This window comes from Tardiphaga sp. 172_B4_N1_3, from assembly GCF_052076035.1.
GTDB lineage: Bacteria > Pseudomonadota > Alphaproteobacteria > Rhizobiales > Xanthobacteraceae > Tardiphaga > Tardiphaga robiniae.
This window is the reverse complement of the sequence record NZ_CP197238.1, coordinates 594,928-614,345: the sequence shown is the minus strand read 5'-3', so window position 1 is coordinate 614,345 and position 19,418 is coordinate 594,928. Positions and strand designations below refer to the sequence as shown.

The 19,418-nt window shown below is 64.0% G+C and carries 16 protein-coding genes; 2 read left to right on the top strand and 14 right to left on the bottom strand.

Annotation, left to right across the window (positions count from 1 at the left end):
- Nucleotide 1: 1 nt before the first annotated feature.
- The 3 genes from ftsA to AB7783_RS02755 form a co-directional block, all read right to left on the bottom strand.
- Nucleotides 2–1,327, bottom strand: coding sequence for a cell division protein FtsA (gene ftsA, locus AB7783_RS02765; RefSeq protein ID WP_068734085.1), 1,326 nt, complete (start codon nucleotides 1,325–1,327; stop codon nucleotides 2–4).
- Nucleotides 1,324–2,328 (bottom strand): cell division protein FtsQ/DivIB, encoded by a 1,005-nt coding sequence (locus AB7783_RS02760; protein WP_439076436.1) that lies wholly within the window; start codon nucleotides 2,326–2,328, stop codon nucleotides 1,324–1,326. Before AB7783_RS02760 ends, ftsA begins: the two co-directional genes overlap by 4 nt.
- A gap of 518 nt (nucleotides 2,329–2,846) precedes the next feature.
- Nucleotides 2,847–3,860 (bottom strand): D-alanine--D-alanine ligase family protein, encoded by a 1,014-nt coding sequence (locus AB7783_RS02755; protein ID WP_441276751.1) that lies wholly within the window; start codon nucleotides 3,858–3,860, stop codon nucleotides 2,847–2,849.
- A 133-nt stretch (nucleotides 3,861–3,993) separates the two neighbouring features.
- On the opposite strand from AB7783_RS02755, the gene AB7783_RS02750 reads away from it, so the two are divergent.
- A complete protein-coding gene (locus tag AB7783_RS02750) occupies nucleotides 3,994–4,803 on the top strand; it encodes a bestrophin-like domain (protein WP_093760512.1) in 810 nt (269 codons plus the stop codon).
- Nucleotides 4,804–4,869: 66 nt separating this feature from the next.
- Here AB7783_RS02750 and murB read toward each other — a convergent pair whose 3' ends face one another.
- From murB to AB7783_RS02735, 3 genes are all read right to left on the bottom strand, one after another.
- Entirely contained in the window at nucleotides 4,870–5,790 is a 921-nt protein-coding gene (murB, locus tag AB7783_RS02745; RefSeq protein WP_441276750.1) for a UDP-N-acetylmuramate dehydrogenase, read from the bottom strand.
- Between the two features lie 188 nt (nucleotides 5,791–5,978).
- Nucleotides 5,979–7,382, bottom strand: a complete 1,404-nt coding sequence (gene murC, locus AB7783_RS02740; RefSeq protein ID WP_068734093.1) for a UDP-N-acetylmuramate--L-alanine ligase — start codon at nucleotides 7,380–7,382, stop codon at nucleotides 5,979–5,981.
- Nucleotides 7,383–7,565: 183 nt separating this feature from the next.
- The gene (locus tag AB7783_RS02735) at nucleotides 7,566–8,738 is read right to left on the bottom strand and encodes an MFS transporter (RefSeq protein WP_441276749.1); all 1,173 of its coding nucleotides are present in this window, start codon (nucleotides 8,736–8,738) and stop codon (nucleotides 7,566–7,568) included.
- A 128-nt stretch (nucleotides 8,739–8,866) separates the two neighbouring features.
- Here AB7783_RS02735 and AB7783_RS02730 point away from each other — a divergent pair, with 128 nt between their 5' ends.
- Entirely contained in the window at nucleotides 8,867–9,769 is a 903-nt protein-coding gene (locus AB7783_RS02730; protein ID WP_441276748.1) for a LysR family transcriptional regulator, read from the top strand.
- Nucleotides 9,770–9,773: 4 nt separating this feature from the next.
- Here AB7783_RS02730 and AB7783_RS02725 read toward each other — a convergent pair whose 3' ends face one another.
- The 8 genes from AB7783_RS02725 to AB7783_RS02690 form a co-directional block, all read right to left on the bottom strand.
- Nucleotides 9,774–10,823, bottom strand: a complete 1,050-nt coding sequence (locus AB7783_RS02725) for a phosphotransferase (protein WP_441276747.1) — start codon at nucleotides 10,821–10,823, stop codon at nucleotides 9,774–9,776.
- A gap of 50 nt (nucleotides 10,824–10,873) precedes the next feature.
- Nucleotides 10,874–11,977, bottom strand: a complete 1,104-nt coding sequence (gene murG, locus AB7783_RS02720) for an undecaprenyldiphospho-muramoylpentapeptide beta-N-acetylglucosaminyltransferase (RefSeq protein ID WP_441276746.1) — start codon at nucleotides 11,975–11,977, stop codon at nucleotides 10,874–10,876.
- On the bottom strand, nucleotides 11,974–13,122 hold the full coding sequence (ftsW, locus tag AB7783_RS02715) for a putative lipid II flippase FtsW (RefSeq protein ID WP_089267347.1): 1,149 nt from the start codon (nucleotides 13,120–13,122) through the stop codon (nucleotides 11,974–11,976). Before ftsW ends, murG begins: the two co-directional genes overlap by 4 nt.
- An 86-nt stretch (nucleotides 13,123–13,208) precedes the next feature.
- The gene (locus AB7783_RS02710) at nucleotides 13,209–13,901 is read right to left on the bottom strand and encodes a uridine kinase (protein WP_441276745.1); all 693 of its coding nucleotides are present in this window, start codon (nucleotides 13,899–13,901) and stop codon (nucleotides 13,209–13,211) included.
- A gap of 118 nt (nucleotides 13,902–14,019) precedes the next feature.
- Nucleotides 14,020–15,417 (bottom strand): UDP-N-acetylmuramoyl-L-alanine--D-glutamate ligase, encoded by a 1,398-nt coding sequence (murD, locus tag AB7783_RS02705; protein WP_441276744.1) that lies wholly within the window; start codon nucleotides 15,415–15,417, stop codon nucleotides 14,020–14,022.
- Between the two features lie 4 nt (nucleotides 15,418–15,421).
- Entirely contained in the window at nucleotides 15,422–16,504 is a 1,083-nt protein-coding gene (gene mraY, locus AB7783_RS02700) for a phospho-N-acetylmuramoyl-pentapeptide-transferase (protein ID WP_093760528.1), read from the bottom strand.
- A 10-nt stretch (nucleotides 16,505–16,514) separates the two neighbouring features.
- Nucleotides 16,515–17,951, bottom strand: a complete 1,437-nt coding sequence (locus AB7783_RS02695; RefSeq protein WP_441276743.1) for a UDP-N-acetylmuramoylalanyl-D-glutamyl-2,6-diaminopimelate--D-alanyl-D-alanine ligase — start codon at nucleotides 17,949–17,951, stop codon at nucleotides 16,515–16,517.
- Nucleotides 17,948–19,405, bottom strand: a complete 1,458-nt coding sequence (locus AB7783_RS02690) for a UDP-N-acetylmuramoyl-L-alanyl-D-glutamate--2,6-diaminopimelate ligase (protein WP_441276742.1) — start codon at nucleotides 19,403–19,405, stop codon at nucleotides 17,948–17,950. Before AB7783_RS02690 ends, AB7783_RS02695 begins: the two co-directional genes overlap by 4 nt.
- Nucleotides 19,406–19,418: the final 13 nt, after the last annotated feature.

Below are 19,418 nucleotides of genomic sequence, written 5' to 3'. Positions count from 1 at the left end.
ATCAGAAGCCCTCTCGAAGCCATCGTCCGACCTTTCCGAAATAACCGTCACTGGTCCCTGTCTTGAGCTGCCGCGTATGCCGCGGTTCGACATGTTCAAGATGAGCGAATTGCGGATAGACCAGGAGGCCCGACGGCACCGCGAACGAAGCGCTCTTGGCTTCGTTGGGCAGCCGGCCGAAGCCGAGTGGTCGTGCAATGCGAACGGACCGTCCGAGAATCTGGCTGCCGAGTTCGGCGAGGCCCGTGAGCTGCGACGCGCCGCCTGACAGCACCACGCGTGCGCGCGGTTCTGCAGCGAAGGGCGAATCCGCCAACCGGTCCCTGACCATTTCAAAAATCTCCTCGGCACGCTGACGCACGATGTTCGCGATCGTGGCGCGGGATACGACCTGCGGAAAATCGCGATCGTTATCACCAGCCGTCGGCACGTTCATGAGTTCGCGCGCATCGGAGCCACCCGTCAGCACCGTGCCATATAACGTCTTGATTCGCTCGGCATCCGCGATGCAAGCACCGAGTCCGCGCGCGAGATCCATGGTGATGTGTTGCCCGCCGACCGCAAATCCCGACGCGTGCACGAAGCGTCCGCCGGAATAGGTCGCGATCGTTGTCGTACCTGCGCCCATCTCGACGACGGCAGCGCCGAGATCGGTCTCGTCATCGGTGAGAACAGAGAGACCTGCGACATAGGGCGCCGCAGCCATGGCTTCGACATTGAGATGGCAGCGCTCGACGACCAGCATCAGGTTACGCGCGACCGTCGCGTCCGCAGTGACGACATTCATATCGACGCCGAATTGCGAGGCGACCATGCCCTTGGGATCGCGAATGCCCTTCACGCCATCGAGTGAATAGCCGACCGGCAATGCATGGAGCACCGTGCGGCCCGGCGGCGTCGCGTGGCGCATGCCGGTCGAGGTGACACGTGCGATATCGGACGCCGTGACGGCGCCGCCCTTGATATCGGCTGACGCTTCAATCAGTTGGCCCTGCAGGCGACCGGCCGAGACGGATAGCAGCACGGATTCGACGCGAACCTTGGCCATACGTTCGGCCAGCGCCACCGCCTGACGGACGGCCTGCTCGGCCTCGCCCATATCGACGATCGCGCCGGACTTGACGCCGCGCGACTGGATCTGGCTGTAGCCGATCAGTTCAACCGCATGGCTGCGGCCGCGCAGGGCTTCGTTCGGCGCGGATGGCCGCAGACGCGCGATCATGCACGCGATCTTGCTGGTGCCGACGTCCAGCGACGCCACCAGCGCGGTGCGGTTGGCCGCCATCTGACGCGTTTTCGGCGCTTGGTTGCGATCGAGACCGGTCATGCCGCGCCAGCCTTCTTCTTGGACTTGTCTTGTGCCTTGAACAGATCTTCGCGCGCCTTCGCTGCGTCTTCCGACAGCCGCACGGTCAGCCGATCCGACAGCCGCATGTCGATGGCGACGATGTCGCGCGAGAACAGGCGATCTTCCTTGTCGAGCTTGCTGAGCATGGCCAGCGCGTTGCCGACGTCGATTTCCGGGAGGCGAATGTCGAGGCCATCCTTCAGGCGGAGATTCCAGCGGCGCTCACCGACGAAGATCGCGGCCTTGGTGACCGAGCGGACCTGTGGGTAGCGATCCAGCAGCGCGAGGAAATCCCTAGCGTTGCTGTCGGCGCCCTTGCCCACCACCAGCGGCAGCGACATGAAGCGGCGCGACACGTAGTTTTCGAGAACGGCACCGTCATCGGCGATCACCGAGAGACGACCGTCCTCCTGCCACAGCGCAAAGGCCGTGCGCTCGGTGACATCGATCTGCAGACGGTTCGGATACAGCTTCAGCACATTGGCGTCGGCGATCCACGGATTGGCCTTGAGCTTGTCGCGGACAGCCGCGGCATCGAGGAAGAACAGCGAGGAGCGACCATTGACGCCGCCGATGGCCAGGATCTCGTCCTGGGTCAGCTGCTTGCGGCCGTTGAGAATGACGGAGGCAATGCGGAAGCCGGCGGCATTGGCCGCAGCGTTGCGCGCATCGCTAAAAGCTTCGACCATTTCGTCGACGTGATTGCCCTTGACCACGCCAAGCGCGAGGCTGCCCGTCAGCATCAACACGGTGGCCGCAATTCCGACGCGGCGCGGCGCGTAACGCTCAAGCGTCGCGATGAAGCGATTGGAACTCTGTTCGCGGACGGCAGGCTTGGCGGCACGAAAACGGGCCCAGAAGCGGGCGAGCGGGTTCAGCTGCTCGCGCAGCAGAATGCCTGCCCCAAGGGCAGCCATTTTAAGATCAGCTTGGGGCCTCAAGGGTCGCACCGACCGAGAGAGGCGTCCTCCACCATCCATACCACGAGCTCGTCACAGGTTACGTCCGCATTGGCGCGGGACTTGAGGCGCGAGTGACGTCTCGGTCCTGCCGGGATGGATTCAAGCCTTTGAAAAAGGCCGGTTTTCCATCGATACGCGTCGTCACGGAGTCCCCGCAAAGCTCACGCCTCGGCAGCCAAGCGCACACGCGCCGCCAGCGTTAACCTTCGGCCTTCCTGGTAAACAAAGTGTAAAGGGGATGGGCGCAGAGCGCGATTTGATGCGGCTGTGGAAGACTTTAGCCGAGGTGTGGCTGACGTGCCCGAGGGAACTGCGGCGGCTTCGTGGCCGGCATCGCCGGGTTGCCGGAATTAACGCGGGGGATCGGGTTGCGGCGGTGAATCGCTGGTGCGCTCCCTCGCCCCGCTCTTGCGGGGAGAGGGCTGGGGTGAGGGGCGCTTCGATCTGCAAACGCCAGCGATGAGGAGAGCACGGTGCGCTGCCCCTCACCCGCCGCGAAGACGCGGCGACCTCTCCCCGCACAGAGCGGGGAGAGGTTAAAAGCCGCCTGCCCGCTTCACCGCGAGCTCGATCTGCCCATTTAGGAAATCCACGAAACTGATCCCCTGGGCATTCAGCGCTTTGGGATAGAGCGACGCTTTGGTCAGACCCGGGAGCGTGTTGGTCTCCAGATAGACTGGGCCTTTGGCCGACACGATGAAGTCCGACCGCGAATAGCCGCGGCACGACATCGCGCGGTGCGCCTTCACCGCGAAATCCATGATCGCCGCTGAAACCTCCGGCGTGAAACGCCCGGGGCAGATCTCCTGCGTCGATTTGGCGAGATACTTCGCCTCGTAATCGAAACCGCCATCGGCCGGAATGATCTCGATCGGCGGCAATGCGATCAGCGAGCCATCGGCCTGCTCCAGCACGGCGCAGGTCGCCTCAACGCCGGCGACGAACGGCTCAATCACATAGTCCTCGGCCCTGGCCGCATTGCGCACAGCGACGAGATCCTGCTTGGCATTGACGAATATCAGGCCGTAGCTCGATCCGTCGCGTGCGGGCTTGGCGATCAGCTTGCCGTATTCGGCGAGCGCGGCTTCCATGTCGTTCAATGCGACACCCGCCGCGATGGGCACGCCTGCGATGGCTGCGAAGCGCTTTGCGCCGACCTTGTCGAAAGACAGATTGGATGACGCTGAACCGGAACCCGTGAACGGGATGCCGCGCATTTCGCACATCACCTGCAGTTCACCATTCTCCGCAGCGCCGCCATGCATGCCGAGCACCAGCGCACGGTTCTCGGCTTGGGCCTTGTCGAGCGCCTGCGTCAGCACGCCGATGCTGCTGCCACCGGGCTTGAACGGATCCTCGAACGGACGATCATGGGAGAGCAGCGCCGTGCCCGACGTCTCGTAGACGCGGTCATCGGCATCCCAGAACCAGAGATCCGCATCGGGCAACGCGCTGTGCAGAGCCTGTGCGGAGGCCACCGACACCAGACGCTCCTTGTTCAGGCCACCAAACATGATGGTGATCCGCTGAGGTCTCGCCTGCTCCGTCATTGTGTCGTCTCCGAACCCATCCGCGAATCGCGCCTTTGCCGACAAGGCAATAGCATCACGCTAGCCGAGTCATATAATGCCTTGTCGGAGGCGGTTTTGCGAGCCCGCCCCGCGGTGACATGGAAGCGACCTGATGATCAGAGCCTGGCTCGAACTCTCTACCTTCGGCATCTTCGCGACGCTGGGCACCATCTATTACGGAGTCGCGCTGATCCTCGTGGGGCTGACATCCAGCCGGCTGCTGTCGATGCGGCTGAAGTCCCTCCACGGCATCGTCGCGCCCTTCTTTTCCTCGGTCGCCATCCTGTTCGGCCTGCTCACGGGCTTCCTTGCCAGCGACGTCGGCGATCGCAACCGCCAGGCCGTCCGCGCCGTTCAGATCGAGGCCGGCGAGTTGCGCAACATCCATACGCTGAGCGTGGCATCGGTCACCGACATGTCCAACATACGCGCCGCGCTGAAGGCCTATGTGACATCGGAAGTGACGGAGGAATGGCCGGCAATGCTGCTCGGCCTGAAGTCGCCGCGCACCGATGTGGCCTATGACAGCCTGCTGCGCGAAATCAGCGATCCCGCCATCACGCGCGATGCCAGCAACACGGTGCATGGGGCGCTGATGGGCGCCTCGATCCGCGCGGGGACCGCGCGCAATGACCGGCTCAGCCTGTCGACCGACCACACCAACGATCTGAAATGGACGTCGGTGCTGCTGCTCGGGCTGATCACGCAACTGGCGCTGGCGCTGGTGCATCTGGAACGTCCGCGGGCCATGCTCGCGGCGCTCACGGTGTTCGCCAGCGGCGCCATCGTCGCTCTCGGTATTATCGCGCTGCAGGAGCATCCGTTCGACGGCGCCTTCCGCGTCGCCCCTGCGCCACTGGAGAATCTGCTGAGCATCAGCGAGGCCGGACCGGCGTCGGCACTACCGCCACCGCCGAAATAGCAGCCAAAACGTTTCCGAGCGAAGTGGTGCCGGTTCGCGTCAAGGAAACGTATCAGACAAATAGTATTACGGCGCGACGCCGATCCGCTTGATTTCCCAGTGCAGGTCGATGCCCGACTGCGCCAGCACGCGTGCACGCACGGTCTCGCCGAGCGTTTCGATATCGCTCGCCGTGGCATCGCCGGTGTTGATCAGGAAATTGCAGTGCATCTCCGACACCTGAGCGCCGCCGACGCGCAGTCCGCGACATCCCGCAGCATCGACCAGCTTCCACGCGCTGTGGCCGGGCGGATTCTTGAAGGTGGAGCCACCGGTCTTTTCGCGGATCGGCTGCGCGGTCTCGCGATGCGCCTGCACTTCTTCCATCCGCGCGCGGATCGCGGCGGGCTCCGTCACAGCTCCGCGGAATTTCGCTGACGTGAAAATGATCGACGGATCGACGCCGGAATTGCGATAGACGAACGCCATGCCGGCATTGTCGAAAACATGTTTCGTGCCATCGCGGCCGATGCCGGTGGCCTCGATCAGTACATCCTTGGTCTCGTCGCCATTGGCGCCCGCGTTCATGCGCAGCGCGCCGCCGATGGAGCCGGGAATACCGAAATAGAATTCGAGACCGCCGATATTCGCCGCTGCCGCCGTTTCCGCCACGCGCTTGTCGAGCGCGGCCGTGCCCGCGCTGACGATATCGCCTTCGGTTGATACTGCGCCGAAGCCGCGCGGGCTCAGGCGAATGACGACGCCGTTGAGCCCGCCATCGCGCACGATGAGATTGGAGCCGACGCCGACGACGGTGACGGGAATGTCGCCGGGCAGCTTCGACAGGAAGTAAGCGAGATCGTCCTCATCGGCCGGCGTGAACAGCACCTGCGCGGGACCTCCGACGCGAAACCATGTCAGCGGCGCAAGGGACTCGTTCGCGAGCAGACGCCCGCGCAGATCGGGCATCGCAGATGTGAGATCGGGGGTGATGTCGGGGAAGGTCATAGCGTGTTTTGCACGGTGCGAAGTGTGCACCCTCCCCCCTTGCGGGGGAGGGTGGCGCGTAGCGCCGGGAGGGGGGTAAGCCGCAGGCGCCGTCGCTCGGGGTTACCCCCCTCCCCGACCCTCCCCCGCAAGGGGGGAGGGAGCGCAGCGGCGTGTGTTGCGATGCCGATATCAAACATCAACAATCCCTACCCCAGCGCCTTCAATTCGCCGGGCAATGCGTAAGCCCATTGCGTGATATTGCCTGCACCCAAACACACCACCGTATCGCCGCTCTTTGCAACGCCCGCGACAAGACCCGCAAGCGCCGCGGATTCCTGCAGCGGGATCACCTCGCGATGGCCATGGGCGCGCAGGCCGAGCACGAAGTTGTCGCGATCGATGCCTTCGATCGGCGCCTCGCCGGCGGGATAGACATCGGCGACGATCACCGTGTCGGCGTCGTTGAAGCAGGTGCAGAATTCCTCGAACAGCGACTGCAGGCGCGTGTAGCGATGCGGCTGCACCACGGCGATCACCTTGCCCGCGGTGCTTTCACGCGCGGCGCGCAGCACGGCGGAAATCTCCACGGGGTGATGGCCGTAATCGTCGATGATGGTGACGCCGTTCCACTCGCCGGTCTTGGTGAAGCGGCGCTTGACGCCGCCGAAGCCGGCGATGGCCTTGCGGATCGCCTCATCGGACATGCCGAGTTCATGCGCGACGGCGATCGCTGCCGTGGCATTCAGTGCGTTGTGACGGCCTGGCATCGGCAGCAGCAGATTGTCAATCTCATGCGCGGTGCCGGCCTTGCGGTCGCGGAACGCGACCTTGAAGGACGAGCCGCCATTGGCAGGCTTCAGATCGACCAGCCGCGCATCGGCCTGCGGGTTCTGTCCGTAAGTGATGATGCGGCGATCCTCGATCTTGCCGACGATGCTCTGCACCACGGGGTGATCGATGCACATGACTGCGAAGCCGTAGAACGGCACGTTCTCGACGAAGTGGCGGAACGCGTCCTGCACGGCATCGAAGGTCTTGAAGTGATCGAGATGTTCGGGATCCACATTGGTCACGATCGCAACATCCGCGGGCAACTTCAGGAAGGTGCCGTCGCTCTCGTCGGCTTCCACCACCATCCACTCGCCGGCGCCGAGGCGGGCATTGGTGCCATAGGCATTGATGATGCCGCCATTGATGACGGTGGGATCGAGTTCGCCGGCATCGAGCAATGCGGCGACCATCGACGTCGTTGTGGTCTTGCCATGGGTGCCGGCGATGGCGACGCAGCTCTTGAGGCGCATCAATTCGGCGAGCATCTCGGCGCGGCGCACCACGGGAATGCGCTGGGCGCGCGCAGCCATCAATTCCGGATTGTCGCGCTTGATCGCCGTGGAGACGACGAGCACGTCGGCGCCCGACACGTTATCGGCCTTGTGGCCGACATGGATGGTGATGCCCTTTTCTCTGAGACGATTGACGTTCGCGCTCTCGGAGGCGTCCGAGCCCTGCACGGTGTAACCGAGATTGCACAGCACCTCGGCGATGCCGCTCATGCCGATGCCGCCGATACCGACAAAGTGAATGGGTCCGATTTCGCGCGGCAGTCTCATGGGGCGTCTCTATGTTCCATCATGTCCGGGCAGCGCGAAGCGAGCTTCGCTGGACGTCCGGGCATCCAAGCTCGTTCGAGCAGATGACTCCTTCAAACAGACGTGGATGGCCGGGACAAGCCCGGCCATGACGAAAAAGACGGAAATTTGGCTTGCGGATCAGGCGAATCCGCCTTGAGCACCCTATTCCGCCGGTGCTGGAACCACTGCCGGTGCGCGATCCGCGCGATTGGCAATGAGCGCCACGGCAACCCCGGCCAGCGGAGCGAGCGCCGCAACCCATGGCACCGCGTTTAGACCGCCATGCGCGATCACCGCGCCGCCAAGCCAGGCACCGATGGCATTGCCAAGATTGAACGCGGCGATATTGAAGCTCGATGCGAGACTCTGGCCGGCGCCCTGGGCCTGACGCAGCACCGCCATCTGCAAGGGCGACGCGGTGGCGAAGGCTGTGGCACCAAGCAGCGCGATAGCGATGATGACGGCGACCTGATTATGCGCGGCGAAGGTGATCAGCACGAGCGTCACGGCCAAGGCTAGTAGGCTGCCGAACACGCTACCCGCCGGCCAGCGATCGGCAAGATGTCCCCCGGCGAGATTGCCGACGATGGCGCCGGCGCCGAACACCAGCAGGATCGGCGATACGGCGGCATCGGAAAAGCCGGAAATCTTCGTCAGGATTGGCGCAACATAGGTGAACAGCGCGAAGATGCCGATCCAGCCCAAAATTGTTGTGAGCAGGCCGAGCAGCACCTGAGGCCGCGCCAGCACTGCGAGATCGTCGGACAGCTTGCTGTGTTCTTCCGGCGCCTTGACCGGTGGCACCAGCAGCGCCACTGCGGCCATCGCAACCATTCCCACCAGCGTCACCGCGTAGAAGGTCGCGCGCCAGCCATAGCCCTGCCCGAGCCACGTCCCGAACGGCACGCCGAGAATGGTCGCCACCGTCAGGCCGGCGAACATGATGGAGATCGCCGACGCCTTCTTGTTCTCGGGCACGAGGCTCGTCGCCACCACCGAGCCGACGCCGAAGAACGTGCCATGCGCGAAAGCCGTCAGCACGCGTGCCGCCATCAGGCTCCAGTAGTCCGGCGCCAGGGCGCAAGCGAGATTGCCCAGCGTGAAGATGCCCATCAGCACCAGCAGCACGGTTTTGCGCGGCCAGCGACTGGTGGCGATGGTCATGATCGGGGCGCCGAGCACGACACCCAGCGCATAGCCCGAGATCAGCAGACCCGCGGCCGGGATCGACACGCCGAGGTCGCCGCCGACCTCGATGAGAAGACCCATGATGACGAATTCGGTGACGCCAATTCCGAAGGCGCCGGCGGTGAGCGCGTAAAGTGCGAGAGGCATGATCGTGTCCATGACTGGCCGGGCCGAATGCCCGACGACGGGAGATGTGGACCTCCTGACATTGATGAGATAGACGTGGCATAGGCACAATATTTGTGAATTGAATTCACTCAATAGATTGAAGCCAGATGTCACGACTGGACGTCAACCGCTCCGGCGAGATGGAAGTGTTCACCCGCGTGGTCGAGCTCGGCGGTTTTTCGACCGCGGCGCGGGCCTTCCGGATGACCCCCTCTGCCGTCAGCAAACTGGTGGCGCGGCTGGAGGCACGGCTCGGCGTGCGGCTCATCAACCGCTCGACGCGCAAGCTTCAGCTCACGCCGGAAGGCAGTGCGTTCTACGAGCGCGCCTTACGCATTCTCGACGAGATCAGCGCGGCCGAGCGCGAAGCTGCCATCGGCGCAACACCGAGCGGGTTGCTGCGCGTCAATACCAGCGTGCCCTTCGGCCTGCGTCTCCTGCTGCCGCTGCTCCCTGATTTTGCGAAGCGCTATCCGGACATCAAGGTCGAGGTCGTTCTGACGGATCTCGTGGTGGATCTCCTGGAAGAGCGCGCCGATGTCGCCATTCGCGTTGGCTTGATGCGCGAGTCACGATTGCTGGCACGCAAACTCGGCGAGAGCCGGATGGTCGTGGTCGCTTCGCCCGGCTATCTCAAAGAGCGCGGCACACCAAAGACGCCGGACGATCTCGCTGACCATAATCTGCTGCGGTTCGGCTTCGCCAAGTGGGAGAACGGCTGGCCGTTCAAGATCGACGGCGAGACAATCGCCGTGATGCCGTCAGGCAATGCCCTCGTCAGCGACGGCGAAGCGATGCAGCACCTCGCCGTCGCCGGGATGGGCCTCGCGCGGCTCGCACGCTTTCACGTCGAGGCCGATATCAAGGCCGGCCGGCTGGTGCCGGTGCTCGAAGCTTTCAATCCAGGCGACATCGAACCGATCCACGCGGTGTTCGTCGGCCATGGCGGACAGTTGCCGGCGCGCGTACGGGCGTTTCTCGATTATCTGGTGGAGACCGTGAGGCTGTAGCGTTTCAGCATCTCGTCGTCATGCCTCCGCTGTGCCCATCACTTGAAAGGGACTGATCGGCGGAGGCAGCCCCGGCGGTTTCTCGCCCGTGAAAAATGCAGCGAGATACATCTTTCCAAGCAGATGCCTGGTCTCCAACGCATCGGGCGCCAGCCGCCGCGTCGCGCAAGGCCTGCTGGAATTCCGCAAGTGTAGGAGCCGAGAGATCCGTGTCCGGCACCGAGCGCGACGCGGTCGCTACGGCGCTGAATTGGACGCCCGCATAAAACAGACGAGTGAGCGCGCGCATCAGTTCGAGTCGATCGCGCAGGCTGCGATCAGGCGGGTGACCAAGCCATGCCTGCAAAAGCACCTCTTCGAGTTCAGGTGACGGCGCAAAATTATCGAGCATGGTCGCCATGTCCACGACGGGATCGTTGGAATAGGCCGACTCCCAATCGACCAGCCACAGACGCTCGCCATCGAACAGAAGGTTGCGCGGCAGGATATCGTTGTGGCTGGAAACCGCCTCGTCGCTATTCCACGTATAGGCGCTACGGAGGTCTGCCAGACGCTGCGTGTGGGCATCGAGCACGCCAGGCGCAAACAGGTTTGTGCGGCAGACATGAGCCCACAGCCGGGCTGTGATATCCGGATAATCGACGAAGCGCCCGAACCTCGGCGTTGCCTGCAGGCGCCGCAGCATTCCTCCCAGCGCCTGCGCCAAAGCGTGAGGGCCGCCGGGATAGGACTGCAGAGGCTGTTCGACGATGAAATCCATCACCGCCACGCGGGCGACCTCGTCCACATGGTGCAGCCGTGGCGCGATCCCTGCCTGTGCAGCGATGCGCATCGACGTATATTGGTGCGGATTCCGCAGCGGACTTGCGGCCCCCTCCATGCGCAAGACGTAGCGGCGATCGCCGGCGGCTACTCGATAGACAAAAGCGCCCGAGACGCCACCCGGAATCGGCCGGATGGAATCGATGGTTGCAGAACCGACGGTCGCCCTGAGCGCAGCCTGCGCGATCTCGCGGTGCGTCATCGGAATATTGGAAAGATGCTCTCCGCTCATTGTCCCCCCGGGCGAACCGCGTGGGGACGACGTGTAGCAGAACCGATGACCTAAATCTTTGCGACCTTGGCGACGAGGTCCGCCAGCCGCTCTGCGGCATCGAGCTTGCCGACCTTGCGCGCGCCTGAGGCCATCGCGGTCAACCGCGACGGCTCGCCGGCCAGCGCCGAAATTTCAGCCGCCACACGATCCGGCGTGAAATCACTCTGCGCGATGCGAAGTGCGCCCCCGGCATCGGCAAGCACACCGGCATTGGCGAACTGATCCTGATCGAGCGCACCGGGCAGCGGCACCAGAATGGACGGCCGCCCGATGGCCCCGAGTTCGGCGACGGTGCCTGCACCGGAACGCGAGATGACGAGTTGGGCTGACGCGAGACGCGCGGGGAGATCGCTGAAGAACGGCGCGAGTTCGGCCTTGATCTTGAGCTTGTCATAGACCGCACGTACGCGGCTCATGTCTTCGTCGCGTACCTGTTGTGTGAGCACGAGGCGATTCCACAGCGCCGGCTCGAGACGCTCGATCGCCGGCGGCACGATATCAGCCATGATACGCGCGCCCTGGCTGCCGCCGACCACGAGCAAGCGGAATGGCCCGGTGAGATCCGGCGCCGCATAAGGCACGGCGGCAGCGGCGAGGATCGCCGGGCGCATAGGCGTGCCTGTCGTGGTGGTCTTCTTCGACAATTCGGGATCGCGGTCGAGCACGCCGGGCAACGACGTCGCGATGGCGCTGACCTTGCCGGACAGCATGCGGTTGGCGCGGCCCATCACGGCGTTGGAATCGTGAATGAGGGTGGGAATGCCGAACAGACGCGCAGCAAACAGTGGCGGCACAGTCGGATAGCCACCGAAGCCGATCACCGCCGCTGGCTTCAGGCTGCGCATCAGATTCAGCGCCATCGCGGTGCCAGCAGCGAGCATGATCGCGGTGCGGGCCAGCGAGATGGGATTGCGGGAGCGCACCGTCTCGCTCGGCACCACATCGATCATCTCGCGCGAAAACAGCCCGCTATATTTCAGCGCACGCGCATCTGTCACGAGCCGGACGCGCAGCCCGCGCTTCATCAGCGCAACGCCGAGGGCTTCCGCCGGAAACAGATGTCCGCCGGTGCCGCCCGCCGCCAGCAATATGAGGGGCGCGGTGCTCATCACGCGTAAGTGCGCGCGACGTGGGCGTCGATCGCCTCGACTTCGGTGCGCGGGCGCATCCGCGTCAAAGCGAGCAGCATGCCGACGCTGTAAGCCAGCGAGATCATCGACGAGCCGCCATAGGAGATGAAGGGCAGCGTCATGCCCTTGGCGGGGATGAGATGCAGGTTGACCGCCATGTTGATCGCCGCCTGCACGCCAAACAGGATCGCGAGACCCGAGGCAGCGAAGCGCGAGAACAGATCTTCGGTGGCGTAGGCGCGCGACATCGCGCGGATCACGATGAAGGCGAACAGGCTGAGCACCGCGAGACACAACAGGATGCCGAACTCCTCGGCGCCGACGGCGAAGACGAAGTCGGTGTGGCTGTCCGGCAGGCTGCGCTTGGCAATGCCCTCGCCCGGCCCGAGGCCAAACCAGCCGCCATTCGAAAAGGCTTCCATCGCGGTATCGACCTGGAACGTGTCGCCCGAGGCGGGATCCATAAAGCGTTTGATACGGCCGGCGACGTGCGGCACCAGGAAATAAGCCATCAAGAGTCCACCTGCCGCGGTGGCGCCGAGGCCGAATACCCAGACCATGCGCATGCCGGCGATGAAGAACAGCGAACCCCAGGCCATCAGGATCAGCATGGTCTGGCCGAAGTCAGGCTGCATCACCAGCAGCGACACCAGCATCATCAGCAGGACGATGGCCATGGAGGTCGCCGGCATTTCCGGCTTGCGCGCGGATTCCGAGAACAGCCAGGCGGCGATGACCACGAATGCCGGCTTGGCGGATTCCGACGCCTGGATGTTGATGCCAAGAATGGTGATCCAGCGCTTGGCGCCTTTCACTTCCGGCCCGATCAGCAAGGTCGCCAGGATCAGGACGATGGAGATCGCAAACACCACCAGCGCCGAACGCCGGATCTGCCGCGGCGTCATGAAGGACACGCCGATCAGTACGATAATCGACGGCACCAGAAACAGGATATGCCGGTTGAAGAAGTGGAACGGATCGAGCCCGATGCGCGTCGCCACCGGCGGCGAGGCCGCCAGCGACAGGATCACCCCCGCCAGCATCAGCGCGATGATCGCCGCCAGCAGCAGGCGGTCCACGGTCCACCACCATTCGCTGAGCGGTGTGCGTTGTTCGCGAGAGATCATAAGCGCGTCCTGCGGGTCGATGAACTCCTATCGATGGGCCATCGTGGTTGCCAGACGGTTAATGGATTGTGAAAATTTGGCCCCATTCAGGGCGGCCAGCGGCGGGCTGTGACTGCAGGGTGCGTGAAATCGGAATAGTCGATGACGAGATTCGCGCGGTTTTGCGGGTCGTTCTCTTGCAGATACAGGCGCTGGCCTTCGATATAACGCCGGTTGGACGCGGCATCCACATCAGCCGATCCGTATCCGGGACCGCGACCGGCGCCGCGCGGGATGGTGATGGCGAATGGCGCATCCAGAAAAATCGACAGGCCCCAGACATCCCTGAGTTCCGGGCGGTGCAGAAAAATGCCGTCGAAGACGAGGACAGCATCGGGATCGGCAATCGACCAGCAAGCGGCGACCGGGGCGTTCACGGTGTGATCGAAGATGGCAGGGCAATAGACGCGTGAGCCGCCAGGTCCGAGAGGATCGAGCAGTACTTTCCGCAACTCAACATAATTGTAGGAGTCCGCGTGAAAGCCACGTGGAGAGGTTTTCCCCTGCCGGTATCGGATCTCGCGCGTGTTATGAAAGCTGTCCACGGAGGCGCGGATAACGGGCCGTCCGAGCGTGCCGATTACACGCGCGAGCGTGTCCGCGAACACCGTCTTTCCTACACCGTCCACGCCATCGATCCCGACGCGGAGGATCGAGCCCGTCGCATGATGCCGAATAAATTCGGCGATCTCTGCGATCAGCGGCGACGTGTCCTTGCGATCATCCGACGGCTCAATCATCAACGCCCCCTGCACGGTGCGATCAAATGACCTCGACTGTTGGCTCCTAACAGCCGCGTGATATTCCCTCGACTGAGCCAGAACACGTCGGCTGATACTGGATCGTGAAGATCGCGCCTTAAACCGCCCTCACCCCATCCAGCGCCAGCACCAGTTCCCGGAACCGGTCGCCGCGGATTTCAAAGTTCCGGAACTGGTCGAACGACGCACAAGCCGGCGACAGCAGCACGACCGGCTCCGCCAGCCCCGCTTCCGCGGCATCGCGCGCGGCATTGGCCACGGCGACGTCGAGACTGACGCTGATCTCGTAGGGCACCTTGCCGTCCAGCGTCTGCGCGAAGTCGCTCGCCGCCTCGCCGATCAGATAAGCGCCACGGATGCGCGGGAAGAATTCGGCGAGCGAGGTGATGCCGCCCTCCTTCTGCTTGCCGCCGGCGATCCAGAAGATGTCGTTGAAGGACGACAGCGCCTTGGCAGCGGCGTCGGCATTGGTGCCCTTGGAGTCGTTGACGAACAGCGTCGTGCCCTGGCGCCCCACCTGCTCCATGCGATGCGCGAGGCCGGGAAAGCTGCACAGGCCTTTTTGCAGTTCGGCAGGACTGACGCCCAGCGCCAGCGCTGCCGCCGAGGCGCAGGCTGCATTCTGCGCGTTGTGCAGGCCGCGCAACGAGCCGATACCCGCGATATCGACGACATCGCTCTGCGCGCCGCCGGCATTACGCACAATGGTGCTGCCGCGGATGGTAAGCCCGTCGGCCAGCGGATGCTCGACAGAAACGCGGATCACGCGCTTGCCGGACTGCTCGATGCGATCAGCGGCCTTGCTGCACCAGTCGTCGTCGACACCGATGATTGCCGTGCCACCCGCCTGCACGCCGGCAACGAGACGCTCCTTCACCGCAGCGTAATGCGCCAGCGTGCCGTGACGATCGATATGATCGGGCGTGACATTGAGCAGGATGCCGACCGACGGATCGAGCGAGGGCGTGAGATCGATCTGATAGGACGACATCTCGATCACATGGACGCGGCCGGCGCGCGGCGGCTCCAGCGACAGGATCGCGGTGCCGATATTGCCGCCCATCTGCGTATCGAAACCGGCCTCGCGCATCAGATGCGCAACGAGCGCCGTCGTCGTCGATTTGCCATTGGTGCCGGTGATGGCAACGAAAGGCGCATCGGGTGCGTGCAGCTTGCGTTCGCGGCAGAACAGTTCGATGTCGCCGATGACCTCTACGCCGGCCGCTTGCGCGGCAACCACCGTCCAGTGCGGCGCCGGATGCGTCAGCGGCACGCCAGGCGTCAGGATCAGTGCGGCAAAGGCACCCCATGCCACCGTGCGCAGATCGGCGGTAATGAAACCGGCCTGCGTGGCCTGGACCATTCTGTCGATGCTGTCGTCACAGGCGATGACTTCGGCGCCGCCCGCCTGCAGCGCGTGGCAGGACGCAAGGCCGGAGCCGCCGAGGCCGAAGACGGCGACTGTCTTGCCGGCGAAGGAGGTGACCGGGATCACGCTCTCACCGCAGCTTCAGCGTGGAGAGGCCGACCAGCGCCAGCATCACCGAGATGATCCAGAAGCGAATGACGATCTGCGGTTCGGTCCAGCCCTTCTGCTCGAAGTGGTGATGGATCGGCGCCATGCGGAACACGCGCTTGCCGGTAAGCTTGAACGACGTGACCTGCACGATCACCGACACGGCCTCCAGCACGAACAGGCCGCCGATCACCGCGAGCACGATCTCGTGCTTCACGGCGACCGCGATCGACCCGAGCATGCCGCCCAGCGCCAGCGAACCGGTATCACCCATGAAAATCGAGGCCGGCGGCGCGTTGAACCAGAGAAAGCCGAGGCCGGCGCCCAGCACCGCGCCGCAGAGCACGGCGAGTTCGCCGGTGCCGGCGACATAGTTGATCTGCAGATAGTCAGAGAACACCGCATTGCCGGCGAGATAGGCGATCATGCCGAACGAGGCAGACGCGATCATCACCGGCACGATGGCCAGACCATCGAGGCCGTCGGTGAGGTTCACGGCATTGCCAGCGCCAACGACGATGAAGGCGCCGAACAGCACAAAGAACCAGCCGAAATTTACGATCACGTCCTTGAGGAACGGGATCACCAGCGAGGACGACAGCGGATCGCGGCCGAGCTTGACGAAGGCGAAACAGGCGGCGCCCGCGATAATGAATTCGATCATAAGGCGTGTGCGGCCGGCAAAGCCCTTGTGGCTCTGCTTGGTCACTTTCAGATAGTCGTCGTAGAAACCGACGAAGCCGAAGCCGAGCGTCACGGCCAGCACGATCCAGACATAGGGATTGCGCGGATTGGCCCAGAGCAGCGTGGAGACCACGAGGCCGGACAGGATCATCAGCCCGCCCATGGTCGGCGTGCCCACCTTGACCAGATGCGACTGCGGCCCGTCGGTGCGGATCGGCTGACCCTTGCCCTGGCGCAGGCGCAGATTGTCGATGATCCAGGGTCCGAACAGGAACACGAACAGTGCGCCGGTGACCACTGCGCCGCCGGTGCGGAAGGTGATGTAGCGGAACACGTTGAACACCGGCACGGTGCCCGCGAAATCAATTAGCCAGTAGAACATTCAGTCCGCCCTATACCGCGGCGTCGTCGAGCGCGGCGTTGCCGGGAAAGCGCTTTTCGAGCGCAGAGACAATCGGTTTCATCTTCGAGCCGAGCGAGCCCTTGACCATGATGGCGTCACCGGCGCGGATCACGGCCAGCACCTGCGATTCGAGCGCCGCCGCATCTCCGGCATAGCCGCCCCGCTTGCCCGTGGAAAGGGCGTCCCAAAGATTGCGCATCAGGGGACCACAGCAAAATACCAGATCGATGCCATTGGACTGCACCGCGTCCAGCAACCCGGCATGAAGTTTCGCGCCATCGGCGCCGAGTTCGAGCATGTCGCCCAGCACCACAATGCGGCGCCCCTTCGGCCCGACAGCCGCAGCGCCCAGCACGTTGATGGCGGCCGCCATCGAAGCCGGATTGGCATTGTAGCTCTCATCAATCAGCGTCGCCTCGCCGCCTGGCACTTCGAGCACATGGCGAGCGCCGCGGCCCACAGCGGGCACGACCTGCGACAGCGTCAGCGCGGCATGAACGAGATCGGCGCCCATCAATTCGGCTGCCGCCAGCACTGCCAGCGAATTCATCGCCATATGGCGGCCGGGCATGCCGAGCTTATAGGTGACGTCATGGCCGAGGATATTGGCGTGCACCGCCGAGCAGGTCGGGTGCAATGAGACGTCGAGCAGCCGTGCCTCAGCCTTCTGGTCGGCACCGAACGAGATGATGCGCGAGACACCGGCTTTCTTGGCGCTCTTCTGCAACCGCGCGAATTGCGCATTGTCGCGATTGAGGATCGCGACGCCATCGGGCTCAAGCCCCAAAAAGATTTCGGCCTTGGCGTCGGCAATGGCTTCGACGCCAGCGAAGAATTCCAGATGCACCGGCTCGACGGTGGTGATGACGGCGAAATGCGGTCGCACCATCTTCACCAGCGTCTCGATTTCGCCGGCGTGGTTCATGCCGATTTCGAAGATCGCAAAGCGCACGTCCGCCGGGCAGCGCGCCAGCGTCAGCGGCACGCCCCAGTGATTGTTGAACGACGCGACCGAGGCATGGGTCTTGCCCTGCGCTTCCAGCACACGGCGTAGCGCTTCCTTGGTCGAGGTCTTGCCGACCGAACCGGTGATTGCGATGATCGGCGCTTTCAGACGTGCACGCGAGGCCAGACCGAGTTCGACGAGACCTGCGAGCACGTCGTCGACCACCAGCAGGCGCGCATCTGCCGAAAACTTGTCGCGCTGCGCCGCTTCGACGACGGCGAGACCAGCGCCGGCTTTCAACGCAGCCTCGACGAAAGCGTGGCCGTCATGCACGTCGCCCTTGATCGCGAAATATGCCTCGCCCGGCTTGATGGTGCGGGTATCGATAGAGATGCCGGTAATGCCTTCCGGCAGCGCGCCCTGCACCGTGGCGCGCATCGCCTCGACCAGCGCGGCCGATGTCCAAAGAAACTCGCTCATGCAGTCCTCTTGGCAAGCGCCGCTGCGGCGGCCTCGTGATCGCTGAAAGGCAGCGTGCGGGTACCAACGATCTGTCCGGTCTCGTGGCCCTTGCCGGCGATCAGCAGGGCATCGCCGGGCTGCAGACCCTCGACGGCCACGCGAATGGCTTCGGCGCGGTCGCCGATTTCGGTGGCGCCCTTCGCAGCCGCCATGATTGCCGCGCGGATGCTTGCGGGATTCTCGCTGCGCGGATTGTCGTCGGTAACGATTACACTATCGGCATTCTCGGCGGCGATCTCGCCCATCAGCGGCCGCTTGCCGGCATCGCGGTCGCCGCCGGCGCCGAACACCACGACGAGCTTGCGCTTTGCGTAAGGGCGCAGTGCCTGCAGCGCCTTCGCGAGAGCATCGGGCTTGTGGGCGTAGTCGACGAACACCGGCGCGCCGTTGTGCGCACCGACCTGCTCAAGACGCCCCTTGGCGCCTTGGAGATGTTCGAGCGCGGCGAAGGTCTGATCGACATCACCGCCGGTACCGATCACCAGACCGGCCGCAACAAGCGCGTTCTCGATCTGGAATTCACCGACCAGTGGCAGCTTGATCTGATGGCTCTTGCCGCGATGCTCAAGTGTGAGTTTCTGCGCGAAGCCTTCGACCGTGGCCTCGACAAGGCGAATGCCCTCGCCTGCGCCGTCGCCCTTGCGGCCGACCTTCATCAGACCCAAGTGGCGCGACTGTGCGGCATGGATGACTTGCGGCGAATGCTCATGATCGGCGGCGATCACGGCGACGCCGCCGTCCACGACCAGATTGAGGAACAGCCGCAGCTTGGCACTGAGATAATGCGCGACGTCCGGATGGTAGTCCATGTGATCGCGCGACAGATTGGTGAAGCCGGCGGCAGAGACCCGCACGCCATCGAGCCTGAACTGATCGAGGCCATGCGACGACGCTTCGAGCGCGAGATGGGTGACGCCCTCGCCGGTGATCTCGTCGATCTGCCTGTGCAGCGAGATCGGATCCGGCGTGGTCAGCGAGCCATAGACGGTGCGCTTTGGCGAGACGAGACCGATGGTGCCGATACTTGCGGAGACGTGTCCAAGGCGCTCCCAGATCTCGCGCGCAAAGGATGCGACCGAGGTCTTGCCCGATGTCCCCGTGACGGCGGCAATGACCGCTGGCTGACGCGGATAGAATTTCGACGCCGCCAGAGCCAGCGCAAGGCGCGGATTGGGCGTGCGCACAAAAGGCACGGACAGACTGTCGGGCTTGTGGGCACCGGCGACGGCGACGGCACCCGACGCCAGTGCCTGTGCGATGAAACGCGAACCGTCGGTCTTCGCACCGGCGAGTGCGAAGAACAGATCGCCCGGCTTCACTGCGCGGCTGTCCACAGCCAGTCCGGTGACGGTGACGTCCCTTGCGGACTGCTCCATCACGGCATCAAGGTTGAACAAATCGCGTAGTTTCATGCTGCTCCGGGCA